Origin of the sequence: Peribacillus cavernae, from assembly GCF_003989135.1 — a bacterium.
Classification (GTDB): domain Bacteria; phylum Bacillota; class Bacilli; order Bacillales; family DSM-1321; genus Peribacillus; species Peribacillus cavernae.
In genome coordinates, this window is the sequence record NZ_RYZZ01000007.1 from 59,213 (window position 1) to 81,150 (window position 21,938).

Here is a 21,938-nt window from a genome sequence, read left to right on the forward strand (position 1 = left end):
AAATAGGGGGAAATGGAGAGAGTGAAAAAGGCATTTAGCTTTTTTATTATTTTGTTACTATCTATAAGCATCGTTCCGGGGAAAGGGGAAGCAGTATCGAATTCACTTTCGATTGGTTCTGTTAAAGTGACGCAAGCCAATGTATACAGTTCACCGAAATTAAGTTCATCGGTGTTAACCGTACTGAAAAAGGGTGAAGAATATCCCATTATCTCTTCGGTAGTAGGGGATTCCGCCAGTATGATCACTCATACGGTTGTGGCCGGCAATACATTATGGATTATTGCCAATCAATACGGAACAACAGCAAGTGAAATACAAAAAGCAAACAAATTATCAACTAATACCATTAAAATTGGTCAAAAGTTAAAAATACCACAGAAATTTATTATTCATACCGTTATTTCGGGGGATACATTATGGAAAATCTCCAACAAATACGGAGTAACGGTAAATGAATTAACTAAAGTAAACTATTTGCCTACCACCCAGCTTAAAATTGGGCAAAAGCTGAATATTCCTATCTATTATTCCCAGGTTCAATTGCTTGGCGGACAAAAAGGATACATCAAAAAGTCCCACACCCAAGCTAAAACACAAAGTCGTATCGTGATGGGATGGAATTCGAATGGAACTACGGATACATACATCAAACAAATGAATGGCCAAAAGAGTCTGAATGTTGTATCACCTCGTTGGTTTACATTAAGTAATTCTGAAAATGTCGTAACGGTTCCAACTGACACAAAGTATGTTCTGGATGTACATACTTCTGGTAAACAAATATGGCCGCTTCTGGGAAACAAGTTTGATCCGGTCCTTACAGACTCAATCTTAAGCAACCCGCAAAAGCGCCAAAAACTTGTTACTACATTAAGCAACACCTTAATCAAAAGCGACAGCGACGGAATTAATGTCGATTTTGAAAATATCGATATGAAAAACAAACAGGATTTCGTATCATTCATCAGTGAATTAAAAACTGCTCTTAAACCTCATGGGATTTTAGTTTCTGTAGATGTTACCCGGACGAGCGCTGATCCGTTCTGGTCTGGAAGCTTAGACCGCAGAGAACTCGGAAAAATAGCGGATTACATTATTATGATGGGGTATGATGAGCACTGGGGCAATGGACCTACAGCAGGCTCAGTTGCTTCCCTGCCGTGGGTCCAGGAAGGCATTCAGCTCTTGATGAATGACGTACCATCCCACAAAATAATTCTCGCAGTTCCATTTTACACAAGAGAATGGGTTACCAATCTATCGACGAATAAGATGAAAACCATTGATCGCACTATGGCTGAAGTAAACCAAATTATTTCGACAAAAGGACTCCAAAAGGTTTGGGATGAAAAAGCATCGCAAAATTATGTGGAATACACTGCCAATGGAGAAAGACATCAAATATGGGTTGAAGATAAAAAATCAATGGAACTTCGCCTTAATGTTGTAAAACAGAACCATTTAGGTGGCGCTTCCGCCTGGTACATTGGCGCTGAAACCCCGGATATCTGGGACATTTACCATTTTAATTAATAGATAATCTTAGGTGAACAATCAAAAACACATGGCTTTTCAATGAAAATTGCCATGTGTTTTTTTAATATGAACTTTCAAATCAATATACTTAAGGTGATTTCAGCCTTTCGCTTAAATAAGAGCACTTTTCGCTTAATTACCAACTTTTTCGCTTAAATTAACGTTGTTTTCGCTCATTTATCTGTTTTTTCGCTTGATTATCCCGCTTGAATTCGAATTAGAAAAGTTATAGAAAGGGTGAAGATTCTAAAATGAGAAAACTATAAAAAACAAGGTAACAATTCCAAGAAGAAATAAAATTGTTGCTAGTTTTATTTTCTTTTAATATAATATATTTTGAATATTGTTAATCAAAAAAATGAATGACTGTTCATTCACCAAACTGCTAAGAGGGAGGCAGAAAGTTATGAATTTGACAGCACAGCTTCATGAAACAGCAGTAAAAATGGCTAGTAAACCTGCTTATTATTTCATGGACCAGGCAACAAGCTATGGGGAATTGGACGTGGCGGTAACGAAGTTTGCAGATGGATTACATAAGCTAGGTGTTTCTAAAGGGGATCATGTAGCATTGCTTTTGGGAAATTCACCGCATTTTATCATTGGAATGTACGGTGCTCTAGAAACAGGGGCTACAGTAATACCGGTCAACCCGATTTATACTCCTGACGAAATTGGCTATATCTTGAACAACGGGGATGTAAAGGTCGTTATTGCGCTGGACCTTTTAGTTCCACTTTTAGAAAAAATGAGTCCGCTTCTAACAAGTATCGAACATATGGTTATTTGTGAAACAGGGCAGGATAACAGTGAAGAGAACGCCAGCAGACTTTCTATTTATCCCAAAATGAAATCGTTTACAGAGCTAATGAAAATGGGAGATTCAAGCTTCGCGGGGCCGAACCTTGATGAGGATGATACTGCTTTAATCCTATATACTTCTGGAACAACCGGTAAACCAAAGGGTGCTGTGCTTACCCATAAGAATCTTTATTCCAACGCGAAAGATGTCGGCGATTACTTAAAGATCTCTGAAAATGACCGGGTGGTTACCGCACTTCCAATGTTCCATGTATTTTGTCTGACAGTTGTCCTAAATGCGCCTTTGATAAACGGCGGCACTCTCCTTATTGTTCCGAAGTTCAGTCCGAAAGAGGTTTTCAGGCTGGTGAAAAAATATGAAGCAACCGTATTTGCCGGTGTACCGACGATGTATAATTTCCTTCAGCAGTATCCGGATGGAAATCCAGAAGATTTTAAATCGCTCAGATTAAGTATTTCCGGGGGAGCAACGATGCCTGTTGCGCTTTTAAAAGAATTCGAGAAAAAGTTCAATGTATTCGTTTCCGAGGGTTACGGCTTATCTGAAGCTTCTCCTGTTACATGTTTTAATCCGCTTGATCGTCCAAGAAAACCTGGTTCAATCGGGACCAATATCAAGAATGTCGTAAATAAAGTCGTAAATGAACTAGGTGACGAGGTGCCCGTCGGCCAGGTTGGCGAGTTAATTGTCAGAGGGCCAAACGTGATGAAGGGTTACTACAAAATGCCGGAAGAGACGGCTGCCGTTTTGAAAGGCGGCTGGCTTTACACAGGGGATTTAGCGCGAATGGATGAAGAAGGCTATTTCTACATTGTCGACCGTAAGAAGGAAATGATTATCGTAGGCGGCTATAATGTATATCCGCGTGAAGTGGAGGAAGTATTATTTGCCCATCCTAATATAGTGGAAGCGGCTGTAATTGGGATTCCGGATCCTAACCAGGGAGAAGTGGTGCAAGCCTTTGTCGTGAAGAAAAACGATTCACTCACAGAAGAGGAATTACTCGCTTATTGCGCCGATCATCTTGCCAAATACAAAGTACCACAAGTGATCGAGTTCATCGGCGAACTACCGAAAAATACAACAGGAAAAATCTTAAGACGGTCATTAAAAGATCAAGTGCTGCAAAAATAAAGAAGCGGCGGTTGAAAGCAAAGATAAAATGAAGCGTTGACAAACACCTGACACATCCTTAAAAAAACTAACTCTTCATTCCTGGACGTGTCAGACTGATATTTCGTTATCATCTAGTTCGGGGCGGGAGTTATTTTTCTCTCGCCTTTTTTTCTTCCAACAGGTCTTCATCTTTTTGGGGTTTCCACTGCTTGACTCCATCATCTTCATCGAACTCAATCGATACTTCGGCAATGCCTTTTTCAGCTATAATTTTATCCTCTAGCCTTATATCATCAGCCTCGGCAATGGCCAACGAAGGTTCAATCTCAATTTCCAATCTTCGACAATCGTTTCATAGGACATAATTCCGATAATCAATGCGGCACTGAGGAGAACCAGAGGCACCAAACATAGTTAATTATCATTTTTCGGCTTACGCTTTACCGGAAAAGGGAATATAAAAACGAGTAGTGACAGCGTGAAAAAACTGAAGGAGGTATTATCCTATGCCCTCGATTTTGTATGAAGTACACTCGAAAATTGCCCATATTACATTAAATGGTGGGGGAACATTAAACTTACTGAACACCGCAACCGTTCAAAAACTGCATGACGTTATGAAGGATATTTCAAACAATCCACAAGTAAGTGTGGTAATTATAAGCGGAGCTGGTCATAGGGCGTTTTGTGCTGGTGCTGATGTAAAGGATGTGACTTTTCAATCACCCGCAACGCTTGTACAACTGACACAGCAGCTTGGTGAGCTGTTTGATGTTATTGAGGATCTGCCTCAGCCAACAATTGCAGCTATTAATGGGTTTGCGTTCGGAGCCGGGTTTGAACTTTCATTAGCTTGTGACCTTCGCATAGCCGTGGATCAAACGTTGCTCGGTCTCACTGAAACAAGGATAGGTTTAATACCAGGAGCGGGAGGGACCCAGAGGCTGCCTCGTCTGATCGGTGAGTCCAGGGCCCTTGAATTGATTTTAACAGCAAAAAGAATTACTTCATTAGAGGCATATCAATACGGTATTCTGACAAAAGTCGTTCCTAACAATAAGCTTGAGGAAGAAGCTTATGATCTTGCTCACTTGATTTTAAATAATGCTCCCATCGCTGTTCAACAAGCAAAGCTGGCTGTAAAAAATGGAATGAAAACAGACCTTGGTACAGGTTTGGAACTCGAAAAGGCTGGCTTTTTAAAAACCGTTTCTACGGAAGACAGGGACGAAGGATTAGCAGCATTCTTAGAAAAAAAACAGCCGGACTTTACTGGTAAATAACAAACGACTCTGAAAAACCACTTGATAAAACAAAACCACTAACAAAAAAACTCCTGGATAGGAGTCTTTTTGTTGAAATCGGAACACATTAAAGGTAAGATAATTGATAAAAAATTTTTAGAGATGAGGAGGGGGAGGATGAGAGATGTTAGCTTGACAGTTATTTTCGAACATCGCATCACTCAAAAGTATTTATACCGATCCGGAATCGCTCATGCCCTCGCCGTATCTTATCACGCTTTTAACCTGGCAAAGGAGAAGGGTGAGGACGTCGATATAGCCGCAAAAGCCGGACTGCTTCATGATATGGGGCATTTCACATGGTACCGGAATGGAAAATGGGATTATGAGCTTTATAAACAAAATGATATCCACGCCATCAAGGGGGCTGAACGAGCCCACAAGCTGCTGATCCGCCTTGGGGAAAATCCAATTAAAGCCAAAACCATTTCCCTTGCGATTTTATTCCATACCGATTCTTTTCTTCCGACCAACGATATTATCCGGAGCCCCTTGCAGCAAATTGTCAAATCAGCCGATGAGAAGGACGAAGAAAAAGGTGGTTTGCATCACTATCGCAAGATCAAGTTTGAAAGGGCTAAGCAAAGTATTATCCGCCTCGATCAAATGATCGAAAAGCATGAGCTATCATACATGAATGAGGAAAAAGTGAGGCCATCATCATAGAGTGATGGCTTCGTTTTTTGTTATCCTCACTTCATTCTGCTTATCTTGAACATACACATTCACCTCATTACTGCCTGTTAATATTTTTCGAGGTTCAAAAAATAGGGTTGAAAAAGTAACAGTATTTTAAGAAAATAAGAAGAACAAACATAAAGGGGGGAAGTAGTGGTGGCAGTCACAGCATTGGAGGGGGAGGCCCCGCAATTCAGGCAGGGCCTTCAGTCGGGAGTCAGCATTGCCATCGGGTATGCCCCTGTCGCCTTGACCTATGGGCTTCTAGCGAAAACAACCGGCCTGACGATGACGGAAACAGTATTGATGAGCCTCATCGTATTCGCCGGTGCTTCACAATATATAGCACTGAATCTATTGGCATTAGGAACAGGTGCGTTCGAAATAATCCTGACCACGTTTATTGTGAATATCCGCCATTTCTTAATGTCTACGGCTCTTAATGAAAAGAGTTATGAAGAAGACGGTCTTTTGAAAAAAGCTACATATTCATTCGGATTAACCGATGAAACGTTTTCGGTCGCCGCAACAAAGCCGGGAACTGTGACCGCAGGATACATGTTCGGCTTGATTTTAATGGCGTACTCGAGCTGGGTGATCTGCTCCGGACTAGGGCATCTTTTTGGGGCGAGTTTGCCGAAGACCTTGCAGGAAAGCATGTCCGTCGCCTTATATGCTATGTTTATCGGATTGCTGGCCCCGTCGATGAAGGGTGCGAAAAAAGTCATATATCTGGCTGTGGTCGCAGCTTGCTTTAACAGTGTTTTTACGGTTACAGAAGCGATGAGCAGCGGCTGGTCGATTGTACTGTCCACACTGATTTCATCATTCATCATTGAATTTATTGAATATACGAAGCGGAAGAAAGGCGGGAGCAGCGGTGAATAGTACAGTAATAGGGATGATTATCGGAATGGCTGTAGTTACCTATATTCCGCGGCTGCTGCCTTTTGTCTTGTTCAAAGGGAAGGAAATGCCTTTTTTTTTGCAGGGGGTGTTAAAGAACATCCCTTACGCAACTTTAGGTGCTTTGATTTTCCCCGGCGTTTTACTGATCCAGGATGATATCACTTATGGATTATTAGGAGCAGCCGCGGCAATCTTGATTGCCTATTTCGGTGCAAATGTAATCGTTGTTGTGCTTGGTGCCATAGCTGTTTTGAGCGTTTATTCGATTTTTATTCCGCTATAGGAGATAGTCCTGATACAAGAAAGCGTCTTATAAAATGGACGCTTTTTTATTTCGCTTCCTTCACGATTTTGCTGGCGTCACATGGTTAAAGGCGAATAAAAAATTCAACAGACCCTGATTATAAGTTGAATGCTTTTTTATAGTATCCCTTTTCATTTTTCCCTGATTGGGGTTCTAACTTGTCTCTTCCTAACTACAATAAATAAGGAAGGTTTGTCTAGAGGGGGATAGAAATGGCCAGAAAATGGGCAAGTGCTGCGGTTATGTTGTATCTGGTGATTGCTGCTTTCATGTATTGGTATATCTTTAACGGTGCAGATCCGCAGGTTCCAACCGTATTGAAGGGGACAGCGGCTGACCCGGCAACTTTTTTAAACGCGAGGGAATTGATGTTAAGCGAGAAATACTCGGGCATCCGCAACTTTTTATACTTTATCTCTACACCATATGAATGGTTGTTTTATTTTTTGATTTTGCTGGTCGGACTTTCGAGAGCGATTGAAAGATGGGCGAATTCTGTGTCAAGGTGGAGAGTGCTCCAAACGGCCGTTTATCTATTTTGGCTGTCTCTTCTTTCCTACATTGTCTTATTTCCGTTTAACTATATCGGCTATGCCCTTGGTAAAAGTTATAATATAACCACCCAGACATTCACTTCATGGATGAAGGACGAAGTGATCGCTTTTTGGATTAACTTCGGCACCATGGTTGTTATCGTCTCGGTTTTGTACTGGCTGATGAAAAAAAGTTCAAAGAACTGGTGGCTGCATGCGTGGCTGCTGTCAATCCCGTTTACCTTGTTCATGATGTTTGTTCAGCCGGTATTGATTGATCCGTTATATAACGATTTTTATCCGCTTAAAAACAAGGAGCTTGAAGCGAAAATCCTGGAGATGGCCAACAGGGCGGATATTTCTGCCGAACATGTCTATGAAGTGAATATGGCGGAAAAGACCAACTCGTTAAATGCGTACGTAACCGGAATTGGTTCCAATTCACGGATCGTGTTATGGGATACGACGCTGAACAGGCTGAAAGACAATGAAATCTTGTTCATTATGGCCCATGAAATGGCTCATTATGTTGAAAAGCATATTTACTTTGGCATGGCTGCATATCTGTTGTTGACCTTTATCGGCCTTTGGATTACGGCAAGGTCAATGGACTATATCGTCAGGTGCTGGGGGGATGTGCTGAAAATCCCATCCGTCAGCAGTATCGGCTCACTGCCGCTGTTCCTGCTAATAACCGCTGTACTTTTATTTGCCTCAGAACCGCTCTCCAACTCTCTATCGCGCTATCAGGAAACCCGCGCTGACAAATATGCGATTGAGATGACCGGAGACAGTAAGGCCGCAGTCAGAACATTCCAGGAGCTGACAAGATCCGGACTGAGCCAGGTGAATCCACCGTCATTGGTCAAGTGGTTCAGGTATTCCCATCCGACCATGCTGGAGCGGATTTCGATGGTCGAGAATTATAGACCTGGTACGATAGGAAAATCTGAATAAACTTTTTTATTTTAACTTCCATTATTCTCTACTATAATGAATGCAATCTAAGTAGTTTCGAGGAGTTAGGCAATGTACAGATTACTTACAATCTTCATAAGCTCTGTCATCGTAGGCGCGGCATACAACTTATTTCTTATCCCCCATCATATTCTAAGCAGCGGGTTAAGCGGGATAGCCATCATGCTCGGGATACTTACGCCGTTTAATACAGGTTTGTTGAATTTCCTGCTGAACCTGCCGCTATTAATTGTTGGTGTTCTTAAACTGGGAAAAAGATTTATCGGATACACGATCATGTCTGTCGTTGTACTTTCGATTAGTTTATATGTAATCCCGATCCATGCCATAAGTTCAGAGCCGATTTTGTCGTCTTTGTTTGGCGGTGTGATAACTGGTATTGGAATCGGCTTGATATTCCGGGCAGCGGGTTCATCGGGCGGCTTCGATATCATTGCCATGTTGCTGACCAAAAAAAAGGACTTTCCGCTCGGTTCACTCATTTCGGCGATGAACGCAGTCGTCGTCATTCTGTCAGGCTTTGTATTTAACTGGGATGCGGCTTTGAATACGCTTGTTGCCATTTATGCAACAGGAAAAGTCATTGATACCATCCATACAAACCACATTAAGCTGACATTGATGATTGTTACGAAAAATGGGGAAGATATGAAGGCGAAGCTGCTTGCGAATTTATACAGGGGAGTTACCGTGATCGACGGGGAAGGGGCTTATACAGGTGAAGGACAGAAAATATTGTTGACAGTCATCACACGTTATCAGCTGACCGAAGTAAAAACAATGATCAATGAAATTGATCCGAATGCATTTGTGAACATTACCGAAACGACTGAGGTAATGGGCTCGTTTCATAGAAATTAGCCTGCTATAAATTTTGCTAAGAAGGGCATCTTTTTAAAATAAAAAAGAAGAGCAGCCGTAAAGGCTGCTTTTAGTTGTTGTGGATTGCTATGCAGGAACCGTTTTTCATGTGCCGAACATTTTGTTCAGTTCTTTCCATTCGTTGCTTAAAAGGACGAATAGCTGTTTATTTTTCGTGTCCAAGGCCTCGTTAATCCGCTGTTGAAGCTGTCTTTTTTTATAGGTGAGAATCGACTCATGGATGATCATGTCAATAAGCAAGTCCTTCAGGTAGACATCCTTCTTTTTCTTGTTCATTGCGTAAGACTTAACCAGTTCTGAATATGATTTTTCATTGTTCATGAAGAACCACCCCTGTCGCCTTTTTATTAGTATATGGAATTTTCTTATAGAAAATCAATAGAAAATTCAAAATATTTTATAAACTAATTTTCAAGACACGAAATGACAAGCTTAGATAAGAAGTGACGAAATAGTATAAATTTACTATAAATTTTCAAAAATTATGTTTATTTGTGGATTCTTATGGTATAATGAGGAATAAATTGGAAGACATAATCAATTATTAGAAAGGAGAATCTGTTTATGAATGATGTAACAGAAAATTTAGTAGAGGAGTATGAAATTACTCCTTATACATTGATGGTTAAGCCTGTCACGTATGGAGGCAAAACCCATTCCCACATTTTTGAGATGGATGATGAATACATCTCTCCCTTCAGACCTATCGACATTATTAAAAAGAGCTGCAACTATTTTGGAACTAGTTATGAAGGCAGGAAGGAGGGAACCCGGCAGCTGATCGGAATTACCCATAAAGCGCCGATTGCGATTAACCCGACAAGCTCCATGTTTTTCTTTCCAACAACATCTCCTTTGCGTCCTCAATGTATATGGGTTTCGCTTGAACACATTGATACGTTTAACCGAGCGGATAATTCCCATACATCGGTTCTATTTAAAAACCATCTGCAAGAGCTGCTGCCCATTTCAACAAGTTCGTTTGAAAATCAGTATATGAGGACGGTTATCCTTAAAGATAAGCTGATTCAAAGGATTGAAGAAACAGATCGCAAATATTTTTATCTGCATTCCAGCACACGTCCATCAAAAGCGTCCGAAAGGCATTCCAATTACACAAGATACAAAAAGTTTAACAGTGAAGAGTAAGGGATTTGTAGGAGAAACAAAAGAGTTATATTTATATAGCGAAAATTAGAAAAAGCGTGAATGCCCTTCTCATCAGAGAGGGGCATTCTTAGGTGCAGGCCCGCTATAGCGGGGAAAAGAAGTTCCTTCGATAAAAAAGATTATCAATTCTTGTAAAAGGGAGAGGATTGCATATATATTATATGTAACAAACGGATAATACTTGCAATTTCAATATAGCGTGATAGTTCGTATGCGGGATAAATTCGATCAAGAGCACATACCGAATTGCTACGGAAGTTTAAGACGCTGTGCCTAAGGAGATTAATATGGATTTTGATGTAATTCGAGAATGGCTTACTCTTGAGAATATATTGGAGCTTATTCAGAAGTACCGGTCTTTCGGGCCGATCCCGGGTCTATTATTGCCCATGCTTGAAGCGTTTCTGCCTTTCTTGCCACTCGTGGTTTTTGTATTGGCGAATGCCAGTGCTTTTGGATTGTGGTTTGGTTTTCTATTCTCCTGGATTGGTTCTGTAACCGGTGCAATGCTGGTTTTCTTCATTTTTCGCAAATATGGACAAAAGCGCCTGTTGCGATTCCTGCAAAAATATAAGCAGGTTCAGAAGCTGATGAATTGGGTCGACCGTCATGGCTTTGGACCGATATTTCTATTGTTGTGCTTTCCATTCACTCCGTCGGCAATCGTTAATATTGTGGCCGGACTTTCGAAAATAAGTCCGTTCCAATATGGACTTGCTGTATTGGCAGGGAAAATGATCATGATCTTTTTCATCAGCTTTGTCGGGTATGACATTGTGTCTCTTATTCAACAACCTATTAGAACCGTAATCGTTTTAGTAATTATTTTTATTCTTTGGTATGTGGGAAAACGGATTGAGATAAGATTAAATAAGGGGATTAAAAGAGAGAATGGATAATGTGCAGTTAATCAAACAAGCTCTTTAGCTACTGGGGGCAATAGAATGGCAGCAAATCGCAAAGACTCGTTTATGGACTGGTTTAAAGCTGGTGTGATTGCTTTTGTGTTATTCCTCTTTATCCGGATTTTTTTCTTTTCCAGCTATGAAGTAGAAGGAGAATCGATGCAGCCCACACTGCAGGATGGAAATAGACTAGTGGTGAATAAGATCGGCTATCAGATTCAGGATATCCATCGTTTTGATGTAATCGTTTTTCATGCTAACGACAGAGATGATTATGTCAAAAGGGTGATAGGGCTGCCGGGGGATAAAATTACCTACAAAGATGATTGGCTTTATGTAAACGGCGTTAAATACCAGGAGCCTTATTTGCAGCAATTCAAGCATCCGTTTCCAGGACTGAATCTCACCGGGGATTTTACTCTCAATGAATTGACGAATTCTGAGAATGTGCCAAACGGCAAGCTGTTCGTCATGGGCGACAACCGGCTTGGAAGCATGGACAGCAGGCATTTTGGGTACGTTTCAATCGATAAAGTGGTAGGCAAGGTAGATGTACGATATTGGCCTTTGGATAAATTCAATATAAACTTTAGGGGCAATTGACACAGTTTGCCTGTTCCCTTTTCTCGTCCGTTCTAGAGGGAATTTTTTTGGCAGATAAGAAAGTATATACTTTCTTATCTGCATGAGTGCAACTACACCTCTGTCATCGCTTTTACAGGCTCGCCAATCGGCGAGTTTTCTTTATTAATGATTCATAATATTTTATGAAACGGGAACATACGATTGTACTTTATGCCAAAAAAACAGTAAAATAGGATGTGAGATATCAAAAGAAACATCAAACAATGCTATGTATAACTTGGATTAACTATTTGCAACGGTCTTCTATTTTTATTAAAACCTCTAAAGAATTCCATCAATTTAAGAACACGCTTCTGGTATGATTATATCTGGGAGATTCACCTGCTCGAATAGGCTTCATTACGGAAAACGCATGAAGAGAGCGGGTTGAAGGAGGGAAAAGTATGCCACTCCGTTTTTTACTTGGAAGATCCGGGACAGGAAAAACGACAACAATTCTTAATGAAATCCGCGGCAAGCTGCACGATAGCCCGGACGGAAATCCAATCATCTATCTTGTCCCTGAACAAATGACTTTTTTATCTGAATATAAATTGATTGCGACACCGGGCCTTGCGGGCATGATCCGTTCCCAGGTTTACAGCTTTACACGGCTTGCCTGGCGTGTTCTCCAGGAAACCGGCGGCATGAGCAGGATCCACCTGGACAGTGTGGGTGTAAACATGCTGATCCGCAAGATTATTGAAAATAAGAAAGATGACTTAAAAATGTTCAGCCGTTCTGCTGAGAAGCAGGGCTTTATTGTCCAACTTGAGGAAATGCTGGCGGAATTCAAAAGATATTGCGTCAATCCGGAGGAAATCAGAGACTTCATCGGAAAACAACCCGGAGATCAGGGGCTGGAAAATAAACTGCATGACCTTGAAGTCATTTATCAGGCCTTTGAAGATGAATTAATTGGGAAGTACTTGGATTCGGAAGATTACTTTAATCTGCTGCTTGAGAAAATGGCGAATTCACCATATATCTTGGCTGCAGAGATATATATCGATGGTTTTTACAGCTTAACGCCTCAGGAATTGCTGATTGTCGAAGAGCTGGTAAGCCTGAGCAAGGGTGTTACTGTGGGGTTGACACTGGATCAGCCATATAAACAGAATGAGCCTGATATTCTTAATCTTTTTCGGCAGACAGGTTCCCTTTATCACAGCATTTTTACAGCAGCTGAACGGCTTGGTGTTTCTTGTGAACAAGACGTTATTTTGTCTGAGCAGGAGCGTTTTGCCGGAAGCCCTGCTTTGCAGCACCTTGAAGCCAACTTTAACATCCGTCCAGCCCGGCCGTTTTTGCAGGAATCAGCTGTCACTGTCTCACCAGCAGTTAACCGCAGGGCAGAAGTGGAGGGAATCGCGCGTTCGATTTTACGGCTTGTCCGTGAAGAAAATTACCGCTGGAAAGACATTGCGGTTTTAGTCCGCAACGGCGATTCATACCATGATATGATCCAGACCGTTTTCCGTGATTACCAGATTCCGGTTTTCATTGATGCCAAGCGATCGATGCTGAACCATCCACTAATAGAACTCATTCGTTCAACACTTGAGACCCTGCTTACGAACTGGCGGTATGAACCAGTTTTCCGGTCGATTAAAACTGAACTGCTGTATCCGATCGACCGTAACGTGAGCAGGATGAGGGAACGAGTGGACAGCCTCGAAAACTTTGTGCTTTCGCGGGGGATCAAGGGTGGAAAATGGACTTCAAAGGAACGTTGGACATACCGTAGATTGCGCGGCCTTGAGCTTGAGGAGCGTGCGCAGACGGACAAGGAAAGGCGAATAGAGGACGAATTGAATGAGCTAAAGCAGATGTTTACTGAGCCGATTCTCGGCTTTTCCAGACGGTTGAAGCGGGCCGCAAGCGGAAGGGAATATTGTGAAGCTCTTTATCTGTATCTTGAGGAACTGCAAATTCCTGGAAAACTGGATAAATGGAAGCTTGAAGCGGAAGACGAAGGTGACTTGATTTCAGCCCGCGAATATGAGCAGGTTTGGAATGCGTTCGTCGGGCTGTTAGATCAATACGTTGAAATACTGGGCGATGAGAAAACCAGCTTAAAGCAGTTTTCTACAATAATCGAGACTGGTATGGAATCGATGAAATTCTCGCTTGTTCCTCCTGCCATTGATCAGGTGCTGGTTGCGAATCTCGATTTATCGCGATTAGATGATGTAAAGGCAGCATTTCTCATCGGGCTGACGGAAGGAGTACTGCCGGGAAAAGCAGGGGCAGATGGCATCTTTTCCGATAACGACAGGGACGCCTTATTACAAAGAGGCCTGGAGGTTGCTCCGGGATCGAAAATCCGCCTGATGGATGAGGAATTTACAGCCTACAAGGCGTTTATGACGCCATCAGAGAAACTTTACCTCTCTTATCCGCTCGCTGATGAGGAAGGAAAATCCCTTTTGCCATCTTCTTATATTAAGAGAATAAGAGAAGTGCTGCCAAACCTCACCGAAAATGCCTATATGAATGACCCATCAGATCTACCGGGATCCGGACAGGCTGAGTACGCTGCTAATTATGATGTGGCTTTATCCTATCTAACGGCTCAGCTGCAGCTGAGAAAAAGAAATTATCCAATCCATCCGCTCTGGTGGGATGTATACAATGCGTATATGGCTAACGAGATAGTTAAGCCGGAAGCTGTTCGTGTGCTCTCAAGTTTGTTTTATCAAAATAAGGCGAAGAAATTATCGGAAGACACGAGCCAAAAAATCTACGGGGAAAATATCACGGCCAGTGTTTCGCGCATGGAAATGTTCAACAGCTGTCATTTTTTACATTATGCAGCTCATGGATTAAAGCTCCGGGAACGGAAAATATTCCGGCTTGATGCGCCTGATATCGGAGAGATGTTCCATGGTGCGCTTAAACTGATTTCTGATTATTTAAGGGATCATAACATTTTATGGGCGTCACTGACGAAAAAGCAGTGCCAACTCCTGGCAAAAGAGGCAGTGGACAGTCTTGCCCCGAAGCTTCAAAATGAAATTCTGCTAAGCACAAACCGTCATCATTATCTGAGGAGCAAGCTTGAAAATATAATCAGCCGGGCTTCTATGGTATTAAGCGAGCATGCAAAAGTGAGCGGGTTTTCACCGATCGGACTTGAACTTGGCTTCGGGAAGGATGGACAGCTTCCACCACTTTCTTTTACTTTGAAAAACGGTACAAAAATGGAACTGGTCGGCCGGATCGACCGCGTCGATAAAGCAGAGGAAAACGACGGCGTTTACCTGAGGGTGCTTGATTATAAGTCCAGCGAGAAAGATTTAAACTTCAGTGAAGTTTATTACGGGCTTGCGTTGCAGATGCTCACCTATCTCGATATCGTCGTTACCCATTCCCGTTCGTTAATTGGGAAAGAAGCATTTCCGGCAGGCGTCCTTTATTTTCATGTCCATAATCCGGTCGTGAAGGCTGGCGGGATGCTTGGCCTTGATGAAATCGAACAGGCGCTATATAAGAGCTTCAAGATGAAGGGCCTTTTACTTGGGGATTCAGATGTTATCCAACTTATGGACCAATCCCTTGAAACAGGCCAGTCAGAGATCATTCCGGCCGGCTTTAAAAAGGACGGAACATTGCAATCGAAATCAAGAGTTGCCAGCAAAGAAGAATTCTCGCTTCTGAATAAACACGTCAGGAATATGTATCAGCAAGCTGGCGATTCAATCATCGATGGAAAGGTGGACATTGCACCTTATAAATTAAAAGATAAGACACCCTGCAAGTTTTGTTCTTTTAAATCGGTCTGCCAATTTGATCAATCACTCGAAGATAACGAGTTTAGAATTCTAACGCCAAAAATGCAGGAAGATGTTTTGGCGATGTTACGGAAGGAGGCTGCTGATCAATGAGTAAAACAATGATTCCGCCAAGGCCGGCAGATGTAACCTGGACAGATGACCAATGGAAAGCCATTTGGGCAAAGGACCAGGATATTCTCGTAGCAGCAGCTGCAGGATCCGGTAAGACAGCTGTACTGGTAAATCGGATTATCCAAAAAGTCGTTGCAGAAGAGGAACCGATTGATGTTGATGAATTGCTCGTCGTTACCTTTACCAATGCTTCGGCAGCAGAAATGAAACACCGTATTGGGGAAGCACTTGAAAAGTCCATCAATGAAAACCCGGGTTCCCAGCATTTGCGGAAACAAGTGAGTTTGATCAACCGGGCCTCGATTTCGACGCTTCACTCCTTTTGTCTTGAGGTTATCAGGAAGTATTATTATCTGAGTGAAATTGATCCGGGTTTTAGGATTGCTGATACGACTGAAGCGGAACTGATCCGGGATGAAGTGATGGAGGAGCTGTTTGAGGAACATTACGGCCAGGCTGATAATGAAAGCTTTTTTAAGCTTGTTGATGTGTTTACCAGCGACAGGAACGATGCGGCATTGCAAAGCATGGTCCGCTCGCTTCATGACTTTTCGAGATCTCATCCCAACCCGGAACAATGGCTCGATCAACTGCTTGAGATGTATGATGTGGACGAGGGCACGCAAATTGAGGATTTACCTTTTATCAGTACGTTAAGATTCGATATTGAACTGCAGCTTGAGACTGCTAAAGCTTTATTGCAGCAGGCAATGGATCTAACGAAAGTTCCAGGCGGGCCTGCGCCAAGGGCTGAAAACTTCCTTGATGACTTGGCGATTGTCGAGCGCCTTTTTCAAGCAAATCAGCAGTCTTGGTATCAAACGTACGAGGAAATGCAGTCATGGAAATTCTCCACTGCCAAACGATGCTCCGGCAATGATTATCATAAAGATCTGGTGGATTTGGCGACGAAATACCGCAACAAGGCAAAAAAAACACTTGAAACCCTAAGAAATGAGCTGTTCTCAAGAAAGCCGGAAAGCTATATCCGCGACATCGGCGAGCTCAAACGATATGCGGAAACGCTTGTCACTCTTGTGAAGCAGTTTGATCAACGTTTTTTTGCTGTTAAAGCTGAAAAGAACCTCGTCGACTTCTCAGATCTGGAACATTATTGCCTTGACATTCTCACCGGTGAAATGGATGGAACTGAAATGGTTCCGTCACAGGCTGCACAGGACTACCGAAAACAATTTAAAGAAGTGCTCGTCGATGAATATCAGGATACGAATCTTGTTCAGGAGTCGATCCTCAAACTGGTAACAGCAGATAGTGAACATAGCGGAAACTTGTTTATGGTTGGCGATGTGAAACAATCCATATACCGTTTTCGTCTCGCGGAACCTAATCTATTCCTTGGCAAATATACACGTTTTACCCATGATGGCAGTGAAATAGGTTTACGGATAGATCTGAACCAAAACTTCCGGAGCCGTAAGGAAGTTTTGGATGGCACGAACTATTTGTTTAAACAGCTTATGGGTGTTACTGTTGGCGAGATTGAATACGATGAGGATGCCGAACTGAAAAAAGGAGCACCGTATCCAGAGGACCGGCCTTACCCCATCGAACTGTACGTAATCGATAACAGCAGCAATGAGGAAGAGGAAACATCTATTTCCCCACCAGATCCAGAGACTGACTTAGCGGAAGTCGTGTTTGATGTTGAAGAATTGGAGAACGCCCAGTTGGAAGCAAGGATGATGGCAAAAATCATCAAACAAGCGATTTCTGAAAAACAGCCGATATACGATACCAAAATAGGAACATACCGTTCAATCACATACCGGGACATCGTGATCCTGCTTCGGTCGATGCCGTGGGCTCCGCAGATTATCGAAGAATTTAAGAAACAGGGTATCCCGGTTTATGCCAATCTATCGACAGGATATTTTGAAGCGACTGAAGTGGCGATCATGATTTCCTTGCTTAAAGTGATCGATAACCCGCAGCAGGATATTCCGCTCGTTTCCGTGCTGCGCTCGCCGATTGTCGGCCTGAATGAAGAGGAATTAGCACAAATTCGTTTATTTCATACTGGAAACTATTATGATGCCATGTCGGAGTTTTACAGGAAAGCAGATCGGGCGGAATATATTGACCTATCTGATAAAGTTTCATTGTTTACCAGAAAACTTGCCAAATGGAGGAAGCTGGCGACGCAAGAAGCACTTTCGGACTTGATCTGGCTGTTGTTCCGTGAGACTAAGATTTACGATTTTGCAGGCGGTATGCCGGGAGGAAAACAGCGCCAGGCAAACCTGAGGTCTTTATACGACCGGGCAAGGCAGTATGAATCCAGTTCCTTTCGCGGTTTGTTCCGCTTCTTGCGTTTCATTGAAAGAATGCAGGAACGTGGCGATGACCTGGGGACTGCAAGGGCTCTTGGCGAGCAGGAAGATGTCGTCCGGCTGATGACGATCCACTCGTCTAAGGGGCTGGAGTTTCCGATTGTTTTCATCGCCGGGCTTTCGAAGCAATTTAACATGATGGATCTCAGGAAATCATATCTGCTCGATAAAGACTTCGGCTTTGCATCGAAATATGTAAATCCTGAACTGCGTATCACCTATCCTTCGCTGCCGCAACTAGCGTTTAAAAAGAAAAAACAGCTGGAAATGATCGCAGAGGAAATGCGGGTACTCTATGTTGCCTTAACAAGGGCAAAGGAAAAGTTGTACTTAATCGGGACTGTGAAAGATGCTGAAAAAAGCCTCAAAGACTGGGCAGCCAATTCTTCGCATGGCGATTGGCTTTTAAAGGATTATGTTAGGGCAGGTGCCAAAAGCTATTTGGATTGGATTGGCCCGTCGATTATTCGGCACAGTGATGGAAAGTCAATGATCGATGAAATGGATACTAGAGGAAACAGCAATGAAGACATTGCCTTCCATCCGTCCAACTGGTATTTAGAAGTAGTACCGAATGACCAATTACAGGTGCTTGATGATGAAGAAGCAGTTGAGCAGGAAAAATCGCTGGACGCTGTAAGGGAATTCCGGAATGTGGATATTGAATCGGAGTATAAAGGGAAGATTCTCGACCAGTTAAGTTGGAACTACCCATTTTCTGATGCTTCCGTTCATCGTTCGAAACAGTCAGTGTCTGAATTAAAGCGGCAAGCGGAACTGAGGGATGAAGAAAGTTCGACTGAGCTGCTGCGAAAATTCAAGCGGCCGATCCTGACACGCCCTGCCTTTATGCAGGAAAAGTCATTAACCCCTGCCGAAAAAGGAACGATCACGCATTTGATTATGCAACATATCAATATGAAAAAGCCTGTTACGGAAGATACCGTAGATGATTTGGTTACAAGCTTGATAAATCACGAGCTTATGACAAAGGAACAAAAAGCAGCTGTTAATCCAGCAGTGGTTATAGAATTCTTTGACAGCGAAATCGGCCGGCGTCTGCAACAGGCTGCTTTGATTAGAAGAGAAGTACCGTTTTCAATGGCATTGCCTGCAAATGAAGCTTATAATGACTGGAAAAAAGGCGATGAGCTTATTTTGGTCCAGGGAATCATCGATTGTATTTTCGAAGATGAGCAGGGGGTTGTACTCTTGGATTATAAAACGGATGCCATCACTGAGCGATTTGCCAATGGATTCAAAGGAGCAAAGGATATATTGGCGGAAAGATACCGTATCCAGCTTCAGCTGTATACCCGTGCCATTGAAAGCATATGGAAGAAAAAAGTGAACGAGCGGTATTTATTTTTCTTCGATGGTGCCCATTTGCTTGATATGAATAATTAAGATACAAGAGCTGATGTGAACAAGACCTCTTACCAAAAGTGCCAAAACTAGAAATCCAAAAATAGTTGCGACTTCACCGTTGAAGTACCAGTAAAGTCAACTGCCAGCTATCCTAATTGGAGCGATGGTTATTTTGCTTGCTCTGTTGGAAATGCGTGCAAAGAAACAATCGAAAAATATATACAAAACCAAGGTTAAATACAAAGAGCTTACATCCACGAGCCTAAAGGCATCGTGGTTTTACGCTCTATTATATAAAAAAAACAGCTGCAAAATTGCAGCCCTTCTTCCAAGTAATTTGTCTCACTTTTTATATTAATATTTAATTATTTCCGGCAATTGGCTGGTCAACTCCATTTAGATCCAGCACGTTATTCCCGCTTACTCCGTTAGCTGTAAAAATGATTGCCCCGGTATTGCTTGCACCGCTGCCAAGGAACGTTTTTGAGGCACTTTTTGGTGATAGAGCGAGAGAATCACCAAATTGCACTACTCCTCCGCTGACTTGCATGACTTGAACCGGACCGACTATAGCTGGCATGTTAAAACATCCTTTAATATAGATTTAAAAGACTAATACTCCCGGAACTTTGAAGTTTGGCCTACGGTCTTATTCCCTTTTCCCGTTTGAAGATACGGTTTTAGAATTATTATCGACTTGTCTGTCCAGGAGCTGACGGATGTGCTTTACTCTTGAACGCATTCTTGCATGACGTATATTCCCAACTGCAATTACCGATGAAGCAGAGATACCTACGATATTTACATTTCCTGTTTCAATAAAAGGGTGGTTATTGATAAATGTAGTTTTTACATCTTCAGCAACCGGCAAAAAGACAGAAGGGGAGTAAAAGATTGGATACGGTAATACGTCCGCCTCATTTCCCCAAAAAAGCTCTGCCTCTCGCTGAACGGCAAATGTTTCTGAATGGCCGTCAATGTATGTGCAGTCGCCTATTTGCAGGGTGGAACTAAAGGATAATGTTTGGGAAGAGAAGGATTTAACTCTCGATATTCGAGAAAACATCATTTAACCTTGTGGTGTGAAAGGAACCAGAGCCCCGATAATCAAGGATTCAGCAGGAGTGTCAAAGGCAGATGAAAGTTGGATAGTATCTGCATCCCCGATTAAAAATAAGGATGCGCTTGCCACCCCGAGTACTTCTATATTGCCGACATGAAGGCCACAATTTGTTACATTAAATTCCATTACTTTTTTTCTCTCCTTTCTGTTTATGTGAATAAGCGATAAAGTTATCAATGGCAAGCCGGATATCCGTTTTGATTTTTTCGATGGTTTTTTCTTTAAGGCTGTCATGCCGCCCTGACGTGCGTTCTGCATGTGAAGTATCGTTAAGGTACATCTCAATTCTTTGCTGAAGCTGTCTGGCAACGTCGCTTTTGATAAATTCCTGGTAGGATGGGTCCAGGCGGTTTCCTGAATTTCTTTCAGATTCGGCTATCATTTCATCCATATTTTCATGAATAGTAGACGATATTTCCTTGATCATGATATCCCTCTCCGGGAATAGATATGGTCCGCCTGGTGAGGCTCCATTTACGGTGAATTCATCCAGTTGCCCGAGATCATTTGGATTCAGTCCAATATTTAATGTGCCATCCAATGTTTCTACCTTCAACTGGTCAAATTTATATTCAATTTTTTCTACATTTACTGCTCGCCTATTCTTCAGTTCTTCCATTTCCTTGAGCAAATCTTGAATTGCACTTTCCAACTGGGCAATCCGGTTATCCTGGGCAGCTAAATACCTCTGCATTTGGTAAGTGTAGGAATAAAATTCATTTTGCATCGATTCATTCACCTCACCTTTGTGATCATCGAGCGGCCTCCTATTCTGATACGTAAATAGTATATGCAGCTATTTTCAGTGGGTGAATGCCTATGCGCAGTTGATTATTGCCCGGTTGATCCCCTAAATGGGGTAGAAGTGCCTGCATCCGCGCCTATTTGCGGTGCAGATTCTGTAAATTGTCCTGTATTTGCCTGTGTAGAAAGCGGCTTGATTACACCGGCACTGCCGATTTGGAAGACTGAGGAATTTGATATGTTGGTTATCTTGATCATATTGATTTGAATGGACTGCTGTATATGGAAAACCATGTGGGGTCCTTCCTTTCCTTGATGTACATAAAATGGATTTATAGGTTCAACAAAGTTGGCTGATCCGATACATCACTATCAAACGTATTGGTAGAGCTTTGGTTGTTATAAAGTGAAATTTGTTCTCCAGTATTGAATGATCCGGCTCCTGCAAAGGTTTTCGAAGTGGAAGCAGGGGAGATTTTAAATACATCCCCAATATTAAAAACGCCGCTGCTGCCAATGCTCATTACTTGAACGGCTCCGACTATTGCGGGCATATACGAAATCCCCCTTATTGTCATTAAGTTCTATATCCTATGTAACTTCTCGGTTATGTGATACCCCGGCATGATACATAAAACAAAACAGAAGGGCCCCTTCTGAAATGTTATATAACAATGAT

Annotated in this window: 21 protein-coding genes and 1 pseudogene; 14 read left to right on the forward strand and 8 right to left on the reverse strand. The window is 42.3% G+C overall.

What is annotated here, in order from left to right; genetic code table 11:
• Positions 1 to 12 precede the first annotated feature (12 nt).
• Positions 13 to 1,536 carry a LysM peptidoglycan-binding domain-containing protein gene (locus ELQ35_RS06375; protein WP_126864000.1) on the forward strand — a complete coding sequence of 508 codons (1,524 nt, stop codon included), beginning with the start codon at positions 13 to 15 and terminating at the stop codon, positions 1,534 to 1,536.
• A gap of 409 nt (positions 1,537 to 1,945) precedes the next feature.
• On the forward strand, positions 1,946 to 3,496 hold the full coding sequence (locus ELQ35_RS06380; protein ID WP_126864001.1) for a fatty acid--CoA ligase family protein: 1,551 nt from the start codon (positions 1,946 to 1,948) through the stop codon (positions 3,494 to 3,496).
• Positions 3,497 to 3,626: 130 nt separating this feature from the next.
• Here ELQ35_RS06380 and ELQ35_RS06385 read toward each other — a convergent pair whose 3' ends face one another.
• Positions 3,627 to 3,815, reverse strand: coding sequence for a hypothetical protein (locus ELQ35_RS06385; protein WP_126864002.1), 189 nt, complete (start codon positions 3,813 to 3,815; stop codon positions 3,627 to 3,629).
• Between the two features lie 169 nt (positions 3,816 to 3,984).
• Here ELQ35_RS06385 and ELQ35_RS06390 point away from each other — a divergent pair, with 169 nt between their 5' ends.
• From ELQ35_RS06390 to ELQ35_RS06415, 6 genes are all read left to right on the forward strand, one after another.
• On the forward strand, positions 3,985 to 4,761 hold the full coding sequence (locus ELQ35_RS06390; protein WP_126864003.1) for an enoyl-CoA hydratase-related protein: 777 nt from the start codon (positions 3,985 to 3,987) through the stop codon (positions 4,759 to 4,761).
• 138 nt (positions 4,762 to 4,899) lie between these two features.
• Positions 4,900 to 5,448: an HD domain-containing protein gene (locus tag ELQ35_RS06395; protein WP_126864004.1), complete on the forward strand. Its 549-nt coding sequence runs from the start codon at positions 4,900 to 4,902 to the stop codon at positions 5,446 to 5,448.
• Between the two features lie 168 nt (positions 5,449 to 5,616).
• The gene (locus ELQ35_RS06400) at positions 5,617 to 6,348 is read left to right on the forward strand and encodes an AzlC family ABC transporter permease (protein WP_126864617.1); all 732 of its coding nucleotides are present in this window, start codon (positions 5,617 to 5,619) and stop codon (positions 6,346 to 6,348) included.
• Complete coding sequence (locus ELQ35_RS06405) at positions 6,341 to 6,652, forward strand: AzlD domain-containing protein (RefSeq protein ID WP_126864005.1); 312 nt, start codon at positions 6,341 to 6,343, stop codon at positions 6,650 to 6,652. The genes ELQ35_RS06400 and ELQ35_RS06405 overlap by 8 nt, the downstream gene beginning before the upstream one ends.
• 233 nt (positions 6,653 to 6,885) lie before the next feature.
• Entirely contained in the window at positions 6,886 to 8,163 is a 1,278-nt protein-coding gene (locus ELQ35_RS06410; protein ID WP_126864006.1) for a M48 family metallopeptidase, read from the forward strand.
• Positions 8,164 to 8,235: 72 nt separating this feature from the next.
• Entirely contained in the window at positions 8,236 to 9,045 is an 810-nt protein-coding gene (locus ELQ35_RS06415; protein ID WP_126864007.1) for a YitT family protein, read from the forward strand.
• Between the two features lie 105 nt (positions 9,046 to 9,150).
• On the opposite strand, the gene ELQ35_RS06420 is transcribed toward ELQ35_RS06415, so the two are convergent.
• Positions 9,151 to 9,387: an IDEAL domain-containing protein gene (locus tag ELQ35_RS06420; protein ID WP_246026007.1), complete on the reverse strand. Its 237-nt coding sequence runs from the start codon at positions 9,385 to 9,387 to the stop codon at positions 9,151 to 9,153.
• A 243-nt stretch (positions 9,388 to 9,630) separates the two neighbouring features.
• Here ELQ35_RS06420 and ELQ35_RS06425 point away from each other — a divergent pair, with 243 nt between their 5' ends.
• The 6 genes and pseudogenes from ELQ35_RS06425 to ELQ35_RS23045 all read left to right on the forward strand — a co-directional run.
• On the forward strand, positions 9,631 to 10,215 hold the full coding sequence (locus tag ELQ35_RS06425) for a competence protein ComK (RefSeq protein ID WP_126864008.1): 585 nt from the start codon (positions 9,631 to 9,633) through the stop codon (positions 10,213 to 10,215).
• A 308-nt stretch (positions 10,216 to 10,523) separates the two neighbouring features.
• Positions 10,524 to 11,135, forward strand: coding sequence for a TVP38/TMEM64 family protein (locus ELQ35_RS06430; protein WP_126864009.1), 612 nt, complete (start codon positions 10,524 to 10,526; stop codon positions 11,133 to 11,135).
• A 45-nt stretch (positions 11,136 to 11,180) separates the two neighbouring features.
• Positions 11,181 to 11,744, forward strand: coding sequence for a signal peptidase I (gene lepB / locus ELQ35_RS06435; protein WP_126864010.1), 564 nt, complete (start codon positions 11,181 to 11,183; stop codon positions 11,742 to 11,744).
• A 425-nt stretch (positions 11,745 to 12,169) separates the two neighbouring features.
• Positions 12,170 to 15,652: a helicase-exonuclease AddAB subunit AddB gene (addB, locus tag ELQ35_RS06440; RefSeq protein ID WP_126864011.1), complete on the forward strand. Its 3,483-nt coding sequence runs from the start codon at positions 12,170 to 12,172 to the stop codon at positions 15,650 to 15,652.
• The gene (gene addA, locus ELQ35_RS06445) at positions 15,649 to 19,431 is read left to right on the forward strand and encodes a helicase-exonuclease AddAB subunit AddA (RefSeq protein ID WP_126864012.1); all 3,783 of its coding nucleotides are present in this window, start codon (positions 15,649 to 15,651) and stop codon (positions 19,429 to 19,431) included. Before addB ends, addA begins: the two co-directional genes overlap by 4 nt.
• 120 nt (positions 19,432 to 19,551) lie before the next feature.
• A pseudogene (locus ELQ35_RS23045) lies at positions 19,552 to 19,629 on the forward strand (transposase); the annotation flags it as partial.
• A 124-nt stretch (positions 19,630 to 19,753) separates the two neighbouring features.
• On the opposite strand, the gene ELQ35_RS06455 reads toward ELQ35_RS23045, so the two are convergent.
• The 6 genes from ELQ35_RS06455 to ELQ35_RS06480 form a co-directional block, all read right to left on the reverse strand.
• A complete protein-coding gene (locus ELQ35_RS06455) occupies positions 19,754 to 19,972 on the reverse strand; it encodes a spore germination protein (RefSeq protein ID WP_126864013.1) in 219 nt (72 codons plus the stop codon).
• A 69-nt stretch (positions 19,973 to 20,041) separates the two neighbouring features.
• Complete coding sequence (locus ELQ35_RS06460; protein WP_126864014.1) at positions 20,042 to 20,458, reverse strand: spore germination protein GerPE; 417 nt, start codon at positions 20,456 to 20,458, stop codon at positions 20,042 to 20,044.
• A 3-nt stretch (positions 20,459 to 20,461) separates the two neighbouring features.
• Entirely contained in the window at positions 20,462 to 20,641 is a 180-nt protein-coding gene (locus ELQ35_RS06465; protein ID WP_126864015.1) for a spore gernimation protein GerPD, read from the reverse strand.
• The gene (gene gerPC / locus ELQ35_RS06470; protein ID WP_126864016.1) at positions 20,631 to 21,242 is read right to left on the reverse strand and encodes a spore germination protein GerPC; all 612 of its coding nucleotides are present in this window, start codon (positions 21,240 to 21,242) and stop codon (positions 20,631 to 20,633) included. The genes ELQ35_RS06465 and gerPC overlap by 11 nt, the downstream gene beginning before the upstream one ends.
• Positions 21,243 to 21,346: 104 nt before the next feature.
• On the reverse strand, positions 21,347 to 21,553 hold the full coding sequence (locus tag ELQ35_RS06475; protein ID WP_126864017.1) for a spore germination protein GerPB: 207 nt from the start codon (positions 21,551 to 21,553) through the stop codon (positions 21,347 to 21,349).
• Positions 21,554 to 21,591: 38 nt separating this feature from the next.
• On the reverse strand, positions 21,592 to 21,813 hold the full coding sequence (locus ELQ35_RS06480) for a spore germination protein (RefSeq protein WP_126864018.1): 222 nt from the start codon (positions 21,811 to 21,813) through the stop codon (positions 21,592 to 21,594).
• Positions 21,814 to 21,938: the final 125 nt, after the last annotated feature.